Raw genomic sequence first — 16398 nt, 5'->3', positions numbered from 1 at the left:
GCGTCCGAATGACACTCACGCCAGAGGCCACTAAGGGTTCTGTGCCCGCTGCGCCGTTGACCCAGGAGCAGGCGATCGAATCCCTGGGCAAATACGGCTATGGCTGGTCGGACTCCGACGTCGCGGGTGCCTCGGCCAGACGGGGTCTTTCTGAGGCGGTCGTCCGCGACATCTCGGCGAAGAAGAACGAGCCGGAGTGGATGCTGGAGGCCCGGCTGAAGGCGCTGCGCATCTTCGACCGCAAGCCGATGCCGACGTGGGGCTCCAACCTCGAGGGCATCGACTTCGACAACATCAAGTACTTCGTGCGCTCCACCGAGAAGCAGGCGGCCTCGTGGGAGGACCTGCCCGAGGACATCCGCAAGACCTACGACCGGCTGGGCATCCCCGAGGCGGAGAAGCAGCGCCTGGTCGCCGGTGTCGCCGCGCAGTACGAGTGCTTGGCGGGGGAAACCTTGGTGTGGACGGCCAATCGTGGGCAGGTCCCGATCAAGGAGATCGAATCAGGTGATCGGGTCTTCGCGTACGACGAGGACGCCGAGCGATTCATCGTGGCACCGGTCAAGGCGTCGGCGCAGACGGACACGCGGCTGACCTACGCTGTCAAAACGACCCGTCGCAGCATCCGCGCCACCGACAACCACCCGATGCTAGTGCTGCGCGACGAGCGCAAGACGGGCCGGCAGCGCGCCCGGTACGTCCGGCGGTGGGTCACGGTGGGCGAGCTCAACCCGGGCGACTTCATCGCGGTTCCCAGGGCAATTCCGGACGCGGGCGTGGCCGCTCAACTTCCGGGTGTTGCCGGATTGACTTCCCCCACGGTCAGTTCAACCGACCTGATGTGTCTGCTCGGCCTGTACATCGGCGACGGGAACCTGCATCTGTCGGCAAAGACGTATCGTGTGCAGTTCGCCATCCCCGCAACGGATGTCGAGGTCCGGGCCGAGTTGACCCGGGTGGTCAAGGACCTGTTCGGCTTGCGCTGCATCGACGCCGATGAGTACCGCGTGGTAGTGAACTCCAAGGCGCTGACCGAGTGGATAGCGCAAGTGGGCTTTGGTGGGGTGTCACTGACCAAGCATGTGCCGGACTGGGTCTACGGATTGCCAATCGATCAGCGGCTGGCTTTTCTCGGTGGATGGGTCGACGCCGACGGCTATGTGGGACCTGCCGACAGCGGTTCGGTGCTTTTGACGTGCGCCAACGAATCGTTGTTGGGTCAGGCCCGTGAATTGGCCGAACTGTCGGGTTTGCGCGCGGGTGGGCCGTGGTCGTTCACCCAGCCCTGTCGGCACGCTCCGGAGCGCATGCAAATCGCTTGGCGGCTAGGCATTTCCGGTGATTTCGAGCGCCTGGGATGCCGTAACCCCAAGCGGACCGCGCGCTTTGGCTGTCGCCGCTACATGCACTCTTCCCACGGAGCGCATGGAACCACCATCCGGGCGCACTGTAACGACTGGCTCGGCTTTGAGCGGGTCAAGTCCGTCGAACCGTATTTGGTCGAGCCGGTTTACGACATAGAGGTCGACGGCCCGCACAACTTCGTCGCCGAAGGCCTGGTGGTGCACAACTCCGAGGTTGTCTACCACCAGATCCGTGAGGACCTGGAGAGCCAGGGCGTCATCTTCCTCGACACCGACAGCGGGCTGCGGGAGCACCCGGAGATCTTCAAGCAGTACTTCGGCAGCGTGATCCCGGCCGGCGACAACAAGTTCTCCGCGCTGAATACCGCTGTGTGGTCTGGTGGTTCGTTCATCTACGTGCCGCCGGGTGTGCACGTCGACATCCCGCTGCAGGCCTACTTCCGGATCAACACCGAGAACATGGGCCAGTTCGAGCGGACACTGATCATCGTCGACGAGGGCGCCTACGTGCACTACGTCGAGGGTTGTACGGCGCCGATCTACAAGAGTGACTCGCTGCACTCCGCGGTGGTCGAGATCATCGTGAAGCCCGGTGGCCGTTGCCGTTACACGACCATCCAGAACTGGTCGAGCAACGTCTACAACCTGGTCACCAAGCGGGCCCGCGCCGAAGCCGGCGCCACCATGGAGTGGGTCGACGGCAACATCGGCTCGAAGGTCACGATGAAGTACCCGGCCGTGTGGATGACCGGCGAATACGCCAAGGGCGAGGTGCTCTCGGTGGCGTTCGCCGGCGAGGGCCAGCACCAGGACACCGGTGCCAAGATGCTGCACCTGGCGCCCAACACGTCGAGCAACATCGTCTCCAAGTCGGTGGCCCGCGGCGGTGGCCGCGCGTCCTACCGTGGCCTGGTGCAGGTTAACAAGGGCGCCCATGGATCGCGTTCCAGCGTGAAATGCGATGCGCTGCTTGTCGATACGGTCAGCCGCAGCGACACCTACCCGTACGTCGACATCCGCGAGGACGACGTCACGATGGGCCACGAGGCCACCGCGTCCAAGGTCAGCGAGGACCAGCTGTTCTACCTGATGAGCCGCGGCATGACCGAGGACGAGGCGATGGCCATGGTGGTGCGCGGCTTCGTCGAGCCGATCGCCAAGGAACTCCCGATGGAGTATGCGCTGGAGCTCAACCGGCTGATCGAGCTGCAGATGGAAGGCGCGGTCGGTTAGTGACGAATGTGACCGAGGCGGTTGAGGGTTCGGCCCTCACTGCTGCCAACAAGGGCGAGCTGTTCGCGTCGTTCGACGTGGACGCCTTCGAGGTGCCCAGCGGCCGCGACGAGATCTGGCGGTTCACCCCGCTGCGCCGGTTGCGGGGCCTGCACGACGGGTCCGCGGCGGCGACCGGTAAGGCCGAGATCACCGTCGGTGACCAGCCCGGTGTGACGGTCGAGACGGTGCGCCGCGGCGACGAGCGACTGGGCCAGGGCGGGGTTCCCGCCGATCGCGTTGCAGCCCAAGCATTCTCGTCGTTCAACTCCGCGACGGTGGTGACGGTGGCGTGCGACACCGACGTGGCCGAGCCGATCGAGATCACCGTCACCGGACCCGGCGCGGGCGCGGTCGCCTACGGGCACCTGCAGATCCGCGTCGAAGAACTCGCCCGGGCCATTGTCGTGGTCGACCTGCGCGGCAGCGGCACCTACGCCGACAACGTCGAGATCATCGTCGGCGATGCGGCGGCGCTCGGGGTGATCTGGATCGCCGACTGGGCCGACGACATGGTGCACGTCAGCGCGCATCACGCACGGCTGGGCAAGGATTCGGTGCTAGGCCACGTCAACGTGACGCTCGGCGGCGAGCTGGTGCGCACGTCGACGACGGTGCGTTTCACCGCCCCGGGTGGCGACGCGCAGCTGCTCGGCACCTACTTCGCCGACGACGGCCAGCATTTCGAATCCCGGTTGCTGGTCGACCACGCGTTTCCCAACTGCCGCTCGGACGTCCTGTACAAGGGTGCGCTGCAAGCCGATCCGGACTCTAACCGACCCGATGCGCACACCGTCTGGGTGGGCGACGTGCTGATCCGCGCGGAGGCCACCGGCACCGACACCTTCGAGACCAACCGCAACCTGTTGCTCACCGACGGCGCCCGCGCCGATTCGGTGCCCAACCTCGAGATCGAGACGGGCGAGATCGTCGGCGCCGGACACGCAAGTGCCACCGGAAGATTCGACGACGAGCAAGTGTTCTATCTACAGGTTCGCGGCATTCCGGAAGACCAGGCCCGCCGGCTGATCGTCCGCGGCTTCTTCGGCGAGATCATCCAGAAGATCACCGTCGCCGCAGTACGTGATCGGCTGACCGAGGCCATCGAACACGAACTTGAGTTGACCGAAGGAATCAAGAACTGATGACCACGCTCGAAATCAAGGATCTGCACGTCAGCGTCGCGCGCACCAACGAAGCCGACGCGATCGGAATCCTCAAGGGTGTCGACCTGACGGTGTCCTCGGGCGAAACGCACGCGCTGATGGGTCCCAACGGGTCCGGCAAGTCCACGCTGTCCTACGCGATCGCCGGGCATCCCAAATACGAGGTGACGTCCGGCTCGATCACGCTGGACGGCCAGGACGTGCTGGCGATGAGCGTCGACGAGCGGGCGCGGGCCGGGCTGTTTTTGGCCATGCAGTACCCGATCGAGGTGCCGGGCGTGTCGATGTCGAACTTTCTGCGCACCGCCGCCACCGCCGTGCGCGGCGAGGCGCCGAAGCTGCGGCACTGGGTCAAGGAAGTCAAGGGCGCGATGGACGACCTTGGCATCGATCCGGCGTTCTCCGAACGCAGTGTGAACGAAGGCTTTTCCGGCGGTGAGAAGAAGCGCCACGAGATCCTGCAGCTGTCGCTGCTCAAGCCCAAGATCGCGATCCTCGACGAGACCGACTCCGGGCTGGACGTCGACGCGCTGCGCGTGGTCAGCGAGGGTGTGAACCGCTATGCCGAAGCCGAGCACGGGGGCGTGCTGCTGATCACGCACTACACTCGGATCCTGCGCTACATCCGGCCGCAGTTCGTGCACGTGTTCGTCGGCGGGCGCATCGTGGAATCCGCCGGCCCCGAACTGGCCGACGAACTCGAAGAGCACGGCTACGAGTGCTTCACCTCGGCTGCCGCAGGGGCATAACGATGACGGCCTCCGTGACTCCACTGGATCTCGCGGCGATCCGTGCCGATTTCCCGATCCTCAAGCGCATCCTGCGCAGCGGAAACCAGTTGGCGTACCTGGATTCCGGTGCGACGTCGCAACGCCCGCTGCAGGTGCTGGATGCCGAACGCGAATTTTTGCTGACTTCCAACGGCGCCGTGCACCGCGGGGCGCACCAGCTGATGGAGGAGGCCACCGACGCCTACGAGCAGGGCCGCGCCGACATCGCGGCGTTCGTCGGAGCCGACCCGCAGGAGCTGGTGTTCACCAAGAACGCCACCGAATCGCTCAACCTGGTGTCGTATGTGCTGGGCGACAAGCGATTCGACGGCGCCGTCGGTGAGGGCGACGTCATCGTCGTCACCGAGCTCGAACACCATGCCAACCTGGTGCCGTGGCAGGAACTGACCCGGCGCAACCGGGCGACGCTGCGCTGGTACGGCCTGACCGACGACGGACGCATCGACCTGGACTCGCTGCAACTCGACGAGCGGGTCAAAGTCGTTGCCTTCAGCCATCATTCGAACGTCACTGGTGCGATGGCGCCGGTGGCCGAGCTGGTCGCCCGGGCCAAGGCCGTCGGTGCGCTGACCGTGCTGGATGCCTGCCAGTCGGTGCCGCACGAGCGGGTCGACTTCCACGCCCTCGACGTAGACTTCGGCGCGTTTTCCGGCCATAAGATGTTGGGCCCTAACGGAATCGGGGTGCTTTACGGCCGTCGCGAGTTGCTCGAGGCGTTGCCTCCGTTCCTCACCGGTGGTTCGATGATCGAGACGGTCACGATGGAGGCCACCACCTACGCCGCGCCGCCGCAGCGATTCGAGGCCGGTACCCCGATGACCTCTCAGGTCGTCGGCTTGGCCGCGGCCGCACGCTACCTCGGCGCCATCGGGATGGACGCCGTGCAGGCCCACGAGCACGAGCTGGTCGCCGCGGCGCTCGAGGGCCTGTCCGGCATCGACGCCGTGCGCATCATCGGTCCGACGTCGATGGAAAACCGTGGCTCCCCGGTCGCCTTCGTCGTCGACGGCGTGCATGCCCACGACGTCGGTCAGGTGCTCGACGACGAGGGGGTCGCGGTGCGGGTCGGCCACCATTGCGCGTTGCCGCTGCACCGCCGGTTCGGGGTGGCCGCCACGGCGCGGGCGTCGTTCGCGGTCTACAACACCGTCAACGAGGTCGACCGGCTGGTGGCCGGGGTGCGCCGGGCCAAAGAATTCTTCGGCGGAGTGTGAGCCGTGCGCCTGGAGCAGATGTATCAGGACGTGATCCTCGATCACTACAAGCACCCGCAACACCGCGGTCTGCGCGAGCCGTTCGGCGCGCAGGTGTATCACGTCAACCCCGTCTGCGGCGACGAGGTCACGCTGCGGGTGACGTTGTCCGACGACGGCCAGACCGTCGCCGACGTTTCCTATGACGGACAAGGCTGTTCGATCAGCCAGGCGGCCACCTCGGTGCTCACCCAGCAGGTGATCGGCCAGAGCGTGGGGGAGGCACTGATGACCATCACCGCGTTCACCGAAATGGTGTCCTCGCGCGGAACGGTCGAGGGCGACGAGGAAGTCCTGGGCGACGGCATCGCCTTCGCCGGGGTTGCCAAGTACCCGGCCCGGGTGAAATGTGCTCTGCTGGGGTGGATGGCGTGCAAAGACGCACTGGCCCAGGCCAGCCATGCTTTCGAGGAGGACCAACGATGAGCGAAACCACCGCACCCGACCAGGAATTCATCGCCGACCTGGAGGAGGCGATGCGCGACGTCGTCGACCCCGAGCTGGGGATCAACGTGGTCGACCTGGGGCTGGTCTATGGCCTCGACGTCGAAGACGGCGACGGGGGAAAGGTCGCGACCATCGACATGACACTGACGTCGGCGGCCTGCCCGCTGACCGATGTGATCGAAGACCAGTCGCGCAGCGCGCTGGTGGGCAGTGGTCTGGTCCACGACCTGCGGATCAACTGGGTCTGGAACCCGCCGTGGGGACCGGACAAGATCACCGAGGAGGGCCGCGAACAGCTGCGCGCCCTCGGCTTCACGGTCTAAGCGCCGATTCGGGCGGTTGGCCGCCGCCGAATCGGGGTATGCCTCGCCCATCTTTCGATTGGGTCGGTTTCGAGGGGATGAGTAATCGGCGATGGTCGGCTGGCTGGACGATTTGCAGCAACGCAACCGCGGCGCGAGTGTGACCGTCGCCGTCATCTACAAATACCTCGATGACCAAGGCGGCTACCTGGCCGCACTGATCACCTACTACGGCTTCGTGTCGCTGTTCCCGATGCTGTTGCTGTTGACCACGGGGCTGGGGGTGTTGCTCGCCGGCCGCCCCGATCTGCAAGAGCAGGTGCTACACAGCGCGCTGAGCCAGTTCCCGGTGATCGGCAGTCAGCTGCACCAGCCCGAGGGGCTGAGCGGGGGGACGGTCGCCGTCGTCGTCGGAACTCTGGGTGCGCTCTACGGTGGACTGGGCGTCGGCCAAGCCGTGCAGAACGCGATGGACTCGGTGTGGGCGGTGCCGAAGAACAAGCGTCCCAACCCGATTCGGGCCCGCGTGCGCAGTTTCGGTTTACTCTTCGTGCTCGGCTCGGCGGTGATCGCGGCCACCGTGCTGTCTGGGATCGCGCAGACGACCGCGGAATTGGGCGTCTTCGGAAAGATCGGCGTCACGCTGACCGCCGTGGCGATCAACGCGCTGATCTGTCTGGTGGCCTTCCGGATGACCACCGCAAAAGAACTCACCTACCGGCAGGTGTTACCGGGAGCCGTTGCGGCAGCGTTCATTTGGCAGATACTGCAGTGGTTCGGCGCCGGCTATATACAGCACACCGTCAAGACGGCCAGCGCCACCAACAGCATTTTCGCTTTGGTGCTGGGTCTGCTTGCCTTCCTGTATCTGGTGTCGACGACGCTGGTGCTGTGCGCGGAGCTGAACGTTGTCCTGGTCGAGCAGCTGTACCCGCGGGCCTTGCTCGGCGCGTTCAGCGACGACGCCGAACTCACCCCGGCCGATCGCCGGACCTACGCGAAGCGGGCCAAAGCCGAACGCGTCAAACGGCTCGAGCGGGTGATCGTCCGGTTTCAACGACGTCAACAGGCCGGTGACGCCATAGCGCTCAGAACGCCTCTTCGGGAAGCCGCATCACGTCGTCGTCGATGGATTCGATGACGCGGCGCAGTGAAGAAAGTTTCGGCAGCATGTTCGTGGCGAAGAACGCCGACGTCGCGATCTTGCCCTGGTAGAATGCCTTGTCCCGATCGCCGGGGTCGCCGGCCAGTGCGGCGTGTGCGACGCCCGCGCCCACCAGCAACCGCCAGCCGATCAGCAGGTCGCCGACCGCGAGCAGATAGCGCACCGAAGCCAGTCCTACCTTGCAGATCTCCGTGGGATGCTGCGTCGCGGACATCAGGTAGCCGGTCAACGCGCCCGTCATCGCCGTGACCTCGTCGAGCGCGGATTGCACCGCCTGTGCTTGGGATTTCAGCGCCTCGTCGCAGTCGTCGATGGTCTGGCTGATCTGAGCGGTCACGAACTGCAGGGCCGCGCCGTGGTCGCGGACGATCTTGCGGAAGAAGAAGTCCAGCGCCTGGATCGCGGTGGTGCCCTCGTAGAGCGAGTCGATCTTGGAATCCCGGATGTACTGCTCCAGCGGGTAGTCCTGCAGGAAGCCCGAGCCGCGCAACGTCTGCAACGACTCGGTCAGGATCTCGTATGCCCGCTCGGAACTGACCCCCTTGACGATCGGCAGCAGCAGATCGTCGACCCGGTGTGCCATCTCGTGGTCGGCACCCGAAACTTGTTGTGCGAGAGCGTCATCCTGATGCGCAGCGGCGTACATGTACAGCGCACGCAACCCTTCGGCGTAGGCCTTCTGGGTCATCAGACTGCGGCGCACGTCGGGGTGGTGCATGATCGTGACCCGCGGCGCGGTCTTGTCGGTCATCTGGGTCAGATCGGCGCCCTGCACCCACTCCTTGGCGTAGGCCAGCGCGTTGAGGTAACCGGTGGAAAGCGTGCCGGCGGCCTTGACGCTGATCGTCATCCGCGCGTGCTCGATCACGGTGAACATCTGCGCGATTCCGTTGTGCACGCCGCCGACCAGATACCCCACCGCGGGCACATCGGTGGCGCCGAAGGTCAGTTCGCATGTGGGGGAGGACTTGATGCCCATCTTGTGTTCCAGCCCCGTGACGAAAACGCCGTTGCGGGCGCCGAGTTCGAACGTGTCGGGGTCGAAAAGGTAGTTGGGCACGTAGAACAGGCTCAGCCCCTTGGTGCCGGGTCCGGCACCCTCCGGGCGAGACAGCACCAGATGAAACACGTTGTCGCACCCACGTCACCTCCGGAGATGAACCGCTTGACCCCCTCGATGTGCCAGGTGCCGTCGGGTTGCTCGATGGCCTTGCTGCGGCCCGCGCCGACGTCGGAACCCGCATCGGGTTCGGTGAGCACCATCGTGGCCGCCCAGCCGCGTTCGACGCCCTCTGCCGCCCAACGCTTTTGCTCCTCGTTGCCCTCGGCGTAAAGCGCTTGCGCCATAAAGGGGCCCAGGCAGTAGAAGCTCGCGGATGGATTGGCACAGAAGATCATTTCGTTGACGGCCCAGGCCAGCGGCGGCGGCGCGGGCATGCCACCGATCTCCTCGGCCAGGCCCAGCCGCCACCACTCGGCGTCCTTGATCGCCTGCACGGTCTTGGCCAATTCCGGGGCCACGCTGATCGTGTGCGTGTCGGGATCGAACACCGGGGGGTTGCGGTCGGCGAACGCGAAGGTCTCGGCGACCGGGCCCTCGGCCAGGCGCGCGGCTTCGGACAGGATGGTCCGCACCGTGTCGGCGTCCAGCTCGCTGTATTGCCCGGCACCCAGAACCGCGTCTACCTCGAGAACTTCGAAGATGTTGAACTCGAGATCACGGACGTTAGCGATGTAGTGGCCCAAAACATCTCCTCGATTGGTCCCATCGGCCCTAAGTCTGTCCGAGCGCCGAAACCTCCGCAACCGTAACCTCGGCGCACCGGCGGTTGTGGCCGCAACCGAAAGCCCAACTGCTCATTGGGAAGCCGTTGCGCTGGCCAATCGCCGCTGACCGGAGCAGTATGGGGGTGCGCCAATGGTCGACATTCGCGCGGGAACATCCGAGCAGGACCGGGCGTTAGGCCAAATGTGACAACACAGGATCTCACTGCGGAGCAGTTCAACGCGACCATCGAGAACAACGACATCGTGCTGGTCGATTTCTGGGCGTCCTGGTGCGGGCCATGCCGCCAGTTCGGGCCGACGTTCCAGGCGTCGTCGGAGAAACACCCGGACATCGTGCACGCCAAGGTGGACACCGAGGCCGAATAGCAGCTGGCCGCCGCCGCCAGATCCGCTCCATCCCGACGCTGATGGCGTTCAAGAAGGGCAAGCTGCTGTTCAACCAGCCCGGCGCGTTGCCGCCGGCGGCCCTGGAGGATCTGGTGCAGCAAATCAGGGACTTCGACGTCGAGGCCGCTCAGGGTGACCAAGCCTGACCCGCGCCGCCGAATAGGTCACCGGCCTCGGTCGCGATACCGTGCTCGGGTGAGTTTGGTACTTGTCGAACACCCGCGCCTCGGTGTGGCCCTGCTCACCCTCAACAGGCCCGAGCGGATGAATTCCATGGCGTTCGACGTCATGGTGCCGCTGAAAGCGGCCCTGGAAGAGGTCACCTACGACAACTCCGTGCGGGTGGTCGTGCTGACCGGGGCGGGTCGGGGGTTCTCCTCGGGTGCCGATCACAAGTCGACGGGCACGGTGCCGAATGTCGACGGGCTGACCCGCCCGACGTACGCGCTGCGCTCCATGGAGGTGCTCGACGACGTGATCCTGGCGCTGCGGCGCATGCACCAGCCGGTCATCGCCGCGGTGAACGGCGCGGCCATCGGCGGGGGGTTGTGCCTGGCCCTGGCCGCCGACATCCGGGTGGCCTCCACCATCGCATATTTCCGGGCCGCCGGCATCAACAACGGGTTGACGGCCAGCGAGCTGGGCCTGTCCTACCTGCTGCCCCGGGCGATCGGGGCGTCGCGAGCGTTCGAGATCATGCTCACCGGTCGCGACGTCAGCGCCGAGGAGGCCGAGCGCATCGGGCTGGTGTCCTGCCAGGTGCCCGACGACCAGCTGCTGGACACGTGCTACGCGATCGCCGCGCGCCGAGCGGCGGCCCCCGGTGTTCACCGACGAACAAATAGCGTGCGACAAGGAGAGCGATCGTGATCACGGCCACGGACCTCGAGGTCCGCGCTGGTGCGCGCATCTTGCTCTCACCCGACGGTCCCGACCTTCGGATTCAGCCCGGCGACCGCATCGGGCTGGTCGGGCGCAATGGAGCGGGCAAGACCACCACCCTGCGCATCCTGGCCGGGGAGAGCGAACCGTACGCCGGATCGGTCACCCGCACCGGCGAAATCGGTTACCTGCCACAGGATCCCAAGGAGGGCGACCTCGACGTGTTGGCCCGCGACCGGGTGCTGTCGGCCCGCGGATTGGACGTCCTGCTCACCGATTTGGAAAAGCAGCAGGCGTTGATGGCCGAGGTCGCCGACGACGAAGCGCGCGACCGTGCCATCCGGCGCTACGGCCAACTCGAGGAACGGTTCGTCGCGCTGGGCGGCTACGGCGCCGAGAGCGAAGCCGGCCGCATCTGCGCGAGTCTCGGCCTGCCGGAACGGGTCATGACGCAGCAGCTGCGCACCCTGTCCGGTGGTCAGCGCCGCCGGGTGGAGCTGGCGCGCATCCTGTTCGCCGCCTCCGATACCGGCGCGGGTTCGTCGATCACGCTGCTGCTCGACGAACCGACCAACCACCTCGACGCGGATTCGCTTGGCTGGCTACGGGATTTCTTGCGGTCGCACACCGGCGGCCTGGTGGTCATCAGCCACAACGTCGAATTGCTCGCCGACGTCGTCAACCGGGTCTGGTTCCTCGACGCGGTGCGCGGCGAGGTCGACGTCTACAACATGACCTGGCAGAAGTATCTGGACGCCCGGGCCACGGACGAACAGCGCCGACGCCGGGAACGCGCGAATGCCGAGCGCAAGGCCGCCGCACTGCGTTCGCAGGCGGCCAAGCTGGGCGCGAAGGCCACCAAAGCCGTTGCGGCCCAAAACATGTTGCGTCGTGCCGATCGGATGATGGCCTCCCTCGACGAGGAACGCGTGGCCGACAAGGTGGCCCGGATCAAGTTCCCCACCCCGGCCGCGTGCGGGCGCACCCCGCTGGTGGCCAAGGGGCTGAGCAAGTCCTACGGATCGCTCGAGGTGTTCACGGGGGTCGACCTGGCGATCGACCGGGGTTCGCGGGTGGTGGTGCTGGGGCTCAACGGCGCGGGCAAGACGACGCTGCTGCGCCTGCTGGCCGGCGTCGAGACGCCCGACACCGGCGGGCTGGAGCCCGGACACGGTTTGCGGCTGGGCTATTTCGCGCAGGAGCACGACACGATCGACAACGACGCGACGGTGTGGGAGAACATCCGGCACGCCGCACCCGAGTCGGGGGAGCAAGACCTGCGCGGGCTGCTCGGAGCGTTCATGTTCAGCGGCCCGCAGCTTGACCAGCCGGCGGGCACCCTGTCCGGTGGCGAGAAGACGCGGCTGGCGCTGGCCGGCCTGGTAGCATCCACGGCCAACGTGTTGCTGCTCGACGAACCGACCAACAACCTCGATCCCGCGTCGCGAGAGCAGGTGCTCGACGCGCTGCGCAGTTATCAGGGCGCGGTGGTGTTGGTGACCCACGATCCGGGGGCAGCCGAAGCCCTGGACCCGCAGCGCGTGGTCCTGTTGCCCGACGGCACCGAGGACTATTGGTCCGAGGAGTATCGGGATCTGATCGAGCTCGCCTAGAGCACTATAACTCATCGCACGCGAATTCGGCGAAATCGACACGCGTATGACGACTGCTTCTTACTCTTGGTGCTTGGGTTTGCGCTTCAAGCGTGGAGGGGTCAGTGTCAAAGTCCAAAGAGATGCGCACCGAGTTGTTGCACGAGCTGCGCAACGCCTACGAGGGCGGAGCGAGCATCCGGACGCTCGTTGCCAATACCGGCAGGTCGTACGGGTCGATTCACAGCATGCTGCGCGAGTCGGGTACCACGATGCGCAGCCGGGGCGGGCCCAACCACACGGCTCGGCAGCGCTAGACTTCCGCGGAGCTAGCCCCGGGCCCAGAATCGTTGCGGCGCACCGAGTTTTCGACCAGGTCGAGGACGGCGGCCAGCCGTTGCGGATCCTCGCCGGAGGCTAGCCGGGCCACCAATCCGTCCAGGACCAGTTCCAGATAGCACTGCAACACGTTACCGGGTACGTCGTCGCGCACCCGGTGGGCTTCCTTCTGCCGTTGCAGCCGAGCGTGGGTGGCCGCGGCCAGTTCCGCGGAACGCTCGGACCATCCGCGGCTGAACGCGGGGTCGTTGCGCAGCTTGCGCGCGATCTCCAGCCGGGTGGCCAGCCAGTCGAACTGCTCCGGCGCGGCAAGCATGTCGCGCATCACTCGGATCAGCCCCTCGTGTGACGCGACGTCGGCCATCCGCTCGGCGTCCTCGTGCGCGAGCGCGAAAAATAGCGCGTCCTTGTTGCGGAAGTGGTGAAAGATCGCACCCCGCGACATCCCGATCGACTGTTCCAGCCGCCGCACCGTGGCTCGGTCATAGCCGTGCTCGGCGAAGCAACGACGAGCACCGTCGAGGATCTGGCGGCGGCGCGCCGCCAGATGGTCCTCGCTGACTTTGGGCACCTGCGGCTTCGGCTAGCCGGACTTGAGGATGTTGCGCAGCACGTACTGCAGGATGCCCCCGTTGCGGTAGTAGTCGGCCTCGCCTGGGGTGTCGATGCGCACCACCGCGTCGAATTCGACGTCACCGGAGTCCTTGCCGGCCTTGACGTGCACCGTCTTTGGCGTCTTGCCGTCGTTGAGCGCGTCGATGCCGGTGATGTCGAACACCTCGGTGCCGTCCAGCCCCAACTCTTGGGCCGTCTTGCCCTCGGGGAACTGCAGCGGGATCACACCCATCCCGATCAGGTTGGAGCGGTGGATGCGCTCGAACGACTCGGCGATCACCGCCCGCACGCCCAGCAGCCGGGTTCCCTTGGCGGCCCAGTCGCGCGACGATCCCGACCCGTACTCCTTGCCGCCCAGCACCACCAGCGGAATATCCTGTGCCGCATAGTTTTGCGCCGCGTCGTAAATGGACGCCTGCGGACCGCCGTCCTGGGTGAAGTCGCGGGTGTAGCCGCCCGACACGTCGTCGAGCAGCAAGTTGCGCAGCCGGATGTTGGCGAACGTGCCGCGGATCATCACCTCGTGATTGCCGCGCCGCGACCCGAAGGAGTTGTAGTCCTTGAGATCCACGCCGTGCTCGTCGAGGTACTGCGCGGCCGGGGTGCCCGGCTTGATGGCACCGGCGGGGGAGATGTGGTCGGTGGTCACCGAATCGCCCAGCAGCGCCAGCACCCGCGCACCGGTGATGTCGGCGACCGGCTCGGGCTCGGCCGGCATGCCCTCGAAGTACGGGGGCTTGCGCACATACGTCGAATCCTGCGCCCACTCAAACGTATTGCCGCTCGGGGTGGGCAGGTTGCGCCACCGCTTGTCACCCTTGAACACGTCGCCGTAGTTCTTGGTGAACATCTCCCGATTGATGGCCGAGGCGATGGTGTCGGAGACGTCTTTCTGCGACGGCCAAATGTCCTTGAGGAACACATCGTTGCCGTCGTTGTCTTGACCGAGCGGCTGTGACTCGAAGTCGAAGTCCGTGGTGCCGGCCAGCGCGTAGGCCACCACCAGCGGCGGTGAAGCCAGGTAGTTCATCTTCACGTCCGGGTTGATGCGGCCCTCGAAGTTTCGGTTGCCCGACAACACCGCCGTCACCGAAAGATCGTTGTCGTTAACGGCTTTCGAAATCTCTTCCGGCAGCGGGCCCGAGTTGCCGATGCACGTGGTGCAGCCATAGCCGACCAGATAGAAGCCGAGCTTTTCCAGGTACGGCCACAGGCCGGCCTTGTGGTAGTAGTCGTTGACCACTTGGGAACCCGGCGCCATCGTGGTCTTCACCCACGGCTTGGAGGACAGGCCCTTCTCGACGGCGTTGCGGGCCAACAGCGCGGCGCCCAGCATCACTTCCGGGTTGGAGGTGTTGGTGCACGAGGTGACCGCGGCGATCACCACCGCGCCGTGGTCGAGCACGAATTCACCACGCTCGTCGGAGCGGACCGTGACCGGGTTGCTCGGGCGACCCTTGGCGTGCGCGGCCGCCGACTGCACGGTGGGCACGTCGTCCGCGTGCCCGTTGGACGCCGCGCCGGGATCGCTGGCCGGGAACGTCTCCTCGACCGACTCGTCCAGTTTCGAGTAGCCCTGCTTGCCGTCCTCGTCGTCGTCGACGTAGCTCAGAATATGTTCGCGGAAAGTGGATTTGGCTGCCGACAAGGCGATTCGGTCCTGCGGACGCTTCGGTCCGGCGATCGACGGCACCACCGTGGACAGGTCGAGCTCGAGGTACTCGGAGAACGCCGGCTCGTGGGCCGGGTCGTGCCACATGCCCTGCTCCTTGGCGTAGGCCTCGACCAGTGCCAGTTGCTCGTCGGTGCGGCCGGTGAACCTCAGGTAGGAGATGGTCTCCTCATCGACCGGGAAAATGGCTGCGGTGGAACCGAATTCGGGACTCATGTTGCCCAGCGTGGCGCGGTTGGCCAACGGTACCTCGGACACACCCTTGCCGTAGAACTCGACGAACTTGTCGACCACACCGTGCTTACGCAACATCTCGGTGACGGTCAGCACCACATCGGTGGCGGTGACGCCCGGCTGAATCTCGCCGGTCAGCTTGAAACCGACGACACGCGGGATCAGCATCGACACCGGCTGGCCGAGCATCGCGGCCTCGGCCTCGATCCCACCCACGCCCCAGCCGAGCACGCCGAGGCCGTTGACCATCGTGGTGTGCGAGTCGGTGCCCACGCAGGTGTCGGGGTAGGCGGTGACTTTTCCCTCGTCGTCTGCGCGTGACATCACGACGCTGGCCAGGTACTCGATGTTGACCTGGTGCACGATGCCGGTGCCCGGCGGGACGACCTTGAAGTCGTCGAAGGCGCCCTGCCCCCAACGCAGGAACTGGTAACGCTCACCGTTGCGCTGATATTCGATCTCGACGTTGCGTTCGAAGGCGTCGGCGGTGCCGAACAGGTCCGCGATCACCGAGTGGTCGATCACCAGGTCCGCCGGCGCCAGCGGGTTGACCTTCTCCGGTTTGCCGCCCAGCTCGCCGATCGCCTCCCGCATGGTGGCCAGGTCGACGATGCACGGCACGCCGGTGAAGTCCTGCATGACCACGCGGGCGGGGGTGTATTGGATCTCAATGCTGGGCTCCGCCTTGGGATCCCAGTTCGCGATCGCCTCGATGTGGTCCTTGGTGATGTTGGCGCCGTCCTCCTTGCGCAGTAGGTTCTCGGCCAGAACCTTCAGGCTGTAGGGCAGCTTCTCGGTGTTGGGCACGGCGTCGAGGCGATAGATCTCATAGCTCTGGTTGCCGACCTTCAGGGTGTCGCGGGCTCCGAACGAATTCACCGAATCTTTGCTGGTCACATCAACTCCCTGGGATTAAGTTCTTCCGTCGGCGGGGCTGTGCCGGCGGTGCATGCCAACCTTAACAGTACGCTTGTCCTGCAATGCGGTGGCACGTCAATTTCAGTGTTGTCGGGTCTGGGCCGGGTTGAAACCCCTTTTCCCTACTGTTCGCGTACGGTGCCTGTAGCACTTGGGCTGTTTAGTGGGAGGAGGCACACAGTGACCGGGCAGGGTTCGTTCGACGAGTTGC

At 65.8% G+C, this 16398-nt stretch carries 10 protein-coding genes and 4 pseudogenes; 11 read left to right on the top strand and 3 right to left on the bottom strand.

Features of this window, described 5'->3' with window-relative positions:
* The first annotated feature begins 8 nt into the window (after positions 1-8).
* From sufB to T428_RS0106495, 7 genes and pseudogenes are all read left to right on the top strand, one after another.
* A complete protein-coding gene (gene sufB / locus T428_RS31770) occupies positions 9-2597 on the top strand; it encodes a Fe-S cluster assembly protein SufB (RefSeq protein WP_156942873.1) in 2589 nt (862 codons plus the stop codon).
* A complete protein-coding gene (gene sufD, locus T428_RS0106520) occupies positions 2597-3781 on the top strand; it encodes a Fe-S cluster assembly protein SufD (protein WP_025735837.1) in 1185 nt (394 codons plus the stop codon). The genes sufB and sufD overlap by 1 nt, the downstream gene beginning before the upstream one ends.
* A complete protein-coding gene (gene sufC, locus T428_RS0106515; protein WP_025735836.1) occupies positions 3781-4551 on the top strand; it encodes a Fe-S cluster assembly ATPase SufC in 771 nt (256 codons plus the stop codon). Before sufD ends, sufC begins: the two co-directional genes overlap by 1 nt.
* Before the next feature lie 2 nt (positions 4552-4553).
* Positions 4554-5807, top strand: coding sequence for a cysteine desulfurase (locus T428_RS0106510; protein ID WP_025735835.1), 1254 nt, complete (start codon positions 4554-4556; stop codon positions 5805-5807).
* A gap of 18 nt (positions 5808-5825) precedes the next feature.
* A pseudogene (gene sufU, locus T428_RS0106505) lies at positions 5826-6288 on the top strand (Fe-S cluster assembly sulfur transfer protein SufU); the annotation flags it as partial.
* Complete coding sequence (locus T428_RS0106500) at positions 6269-6616, top strand: metal-sulfur cluster assembly factor (RefSeq protein WP_025735833.1); 348 nt, start codon at positions 6269-6271, stop codon at positions 6614-6616. The pseudogene sufU and the gene T428_RS0106500, both read left to right, overlap by 20 nt.
* Positions 6617-6707: 91 nt before the next feature.
* Entirely contained in the window at positions 6708-7736 is a 1029-nt protein-coding gene (locus tag T428_RS0106495) for a YihY/virulence factor BrkB family protein (protein ID WP_025735832.1), read from the top strand.
* Here T428_RS0106495 and T428_RS26145 read toward each other — a convergent pair.
* Positions 7684-9506, bottom strand: a pseudogene (locus T428_RS26145) (acyl-CoA dehydrogenase). The gene T428_RS0106495 and the pseudogene T428_RS26145 overlap by 53 nt on opposite strands.
* A gap of 225 nt (positions 9507-9731) precedes the next feature.
* Between T428_RS26145 and trxA the strand changes: the two are divergent.
* From trxA to T428_RS0106470, 4 genes and pseudogenes are all read left to right on the top strand, one after another.
* Positions 9732-10081 (top strand): annotated as a pseudogene (trxA, locus tag T428_RS26140) (thioredoxin).
* A 13-nt stretch (positions 10082-10094) separates the two neighbouring features.
* Positions 10095-10793 (top strand): annotated as a pseudogene (locus tag T428_RS0106480) (enoyl-CoA hydratase); the annotation flags it as partial.
* Positions 10794-10801: 8 nt separating this feature from the next.
* The gene (locus T428_RS0106475; RefSeq protein WP_025735830.1) at positions 10802-12430 is read left to right on the top strand and encodes an ABC-F family ATP-binding cassette domain-containing protein; all 1629 of its coding nucleotides are present in this window, start codon (positions 10802-10804) and stop codon (positions 12428-12430) included.
* 104 nt (positions 12431-12534) lie between these two features.
* Positions 12535-12726, top strand: a complete 192-nt coding sequence (locus tag T428_RS0106470) for a helix-turn-helix domain-containing protein (protein ID WP_025735829.1) — start codon at positions 12535-12537, stop codon at positions 12724-12726.
* Here the strand turns inward: T428_RS0106470 and T428_RS0106465 are convergent.
* The gene (locus tag T428_RS0106465) at positions 12723-13319 is read right to left on the bottom strand and encodes a TetR/AcrR family transcriptional regulator (RefSeq protein ID WP_025735828.1); all 597 of its coding nucleotides are present in this window, start codon (positions 13317-13319) and stop codon (positions 12723-12725) included. The genes T428_RS0106470 and T428_RS0106465 overlap by 4 nt on opposite strands.
* A gap of 12 nt (positions 13320-13331) precedes the next feature.
* Positions 13332-16166, bottom strand: coding sequence for an aconitate hydratase (locus T428_RS0106460; protein ID WP_156942872.1), 2835 nt, complete (start codon positions 16164-16166; stop codon positions 13332-13334).
* Positions 16167-16398: the final 232 nt, after the last annotated feature.

The sequence above is a fragment of the Mycobacterium genavense ATCC 51234 genome (assembly GCF_000526915.1).
Taxonomy (GTDB): Bacteria; Actinomycetota; Actinomycetes; order Mycobacteriales; family Mycobacteriaceae; genus Mycobacterium; species Mycobacterium genavense.
The sequence above is the reverse complement of the archived record's forward strand: the minus strand, read 5'-3'. Positions and strand labels throughout refer to the sequence as shown.

Bases quoted from the DNA above. Each gene is read 5' to 3' on its own strand.
- sufB (WP_156942873.1), top strand. From the start codon at position 9: ATGACACTCACGCCAGAGGCCACTAAGGGTTCTGTGCCCGCTGCGCCG.
- sufC (WP_025735836.1), top strand. From the start codon at position 3,781: ATGACCACGCTCGAAATCAAGGATCTGCACGTCAGCGTCGCGCGCACC.
- T428_RS0106510 (WP_025735835.1), top strand. From the start codon at position 4,554: ATGACGGCCTCCGTGACTCCACTGGATCTCGCGGCGATCCGTGCCGAT.
- T428_RS0106500 (WP_025735833.1), top strand. From the start codon at position 6,269: ATGAGCGAAACCACCGCACCCGACCAGGAATTCATCGCCGACCTGGAG.
- T428_RS0106495 (WP_025735832.1), top strand. From the start codon at position 6,708: ATGGTCGGCTGGCTGGACGATTTGCAGCAACGCAACCGCGGCGCGAGT.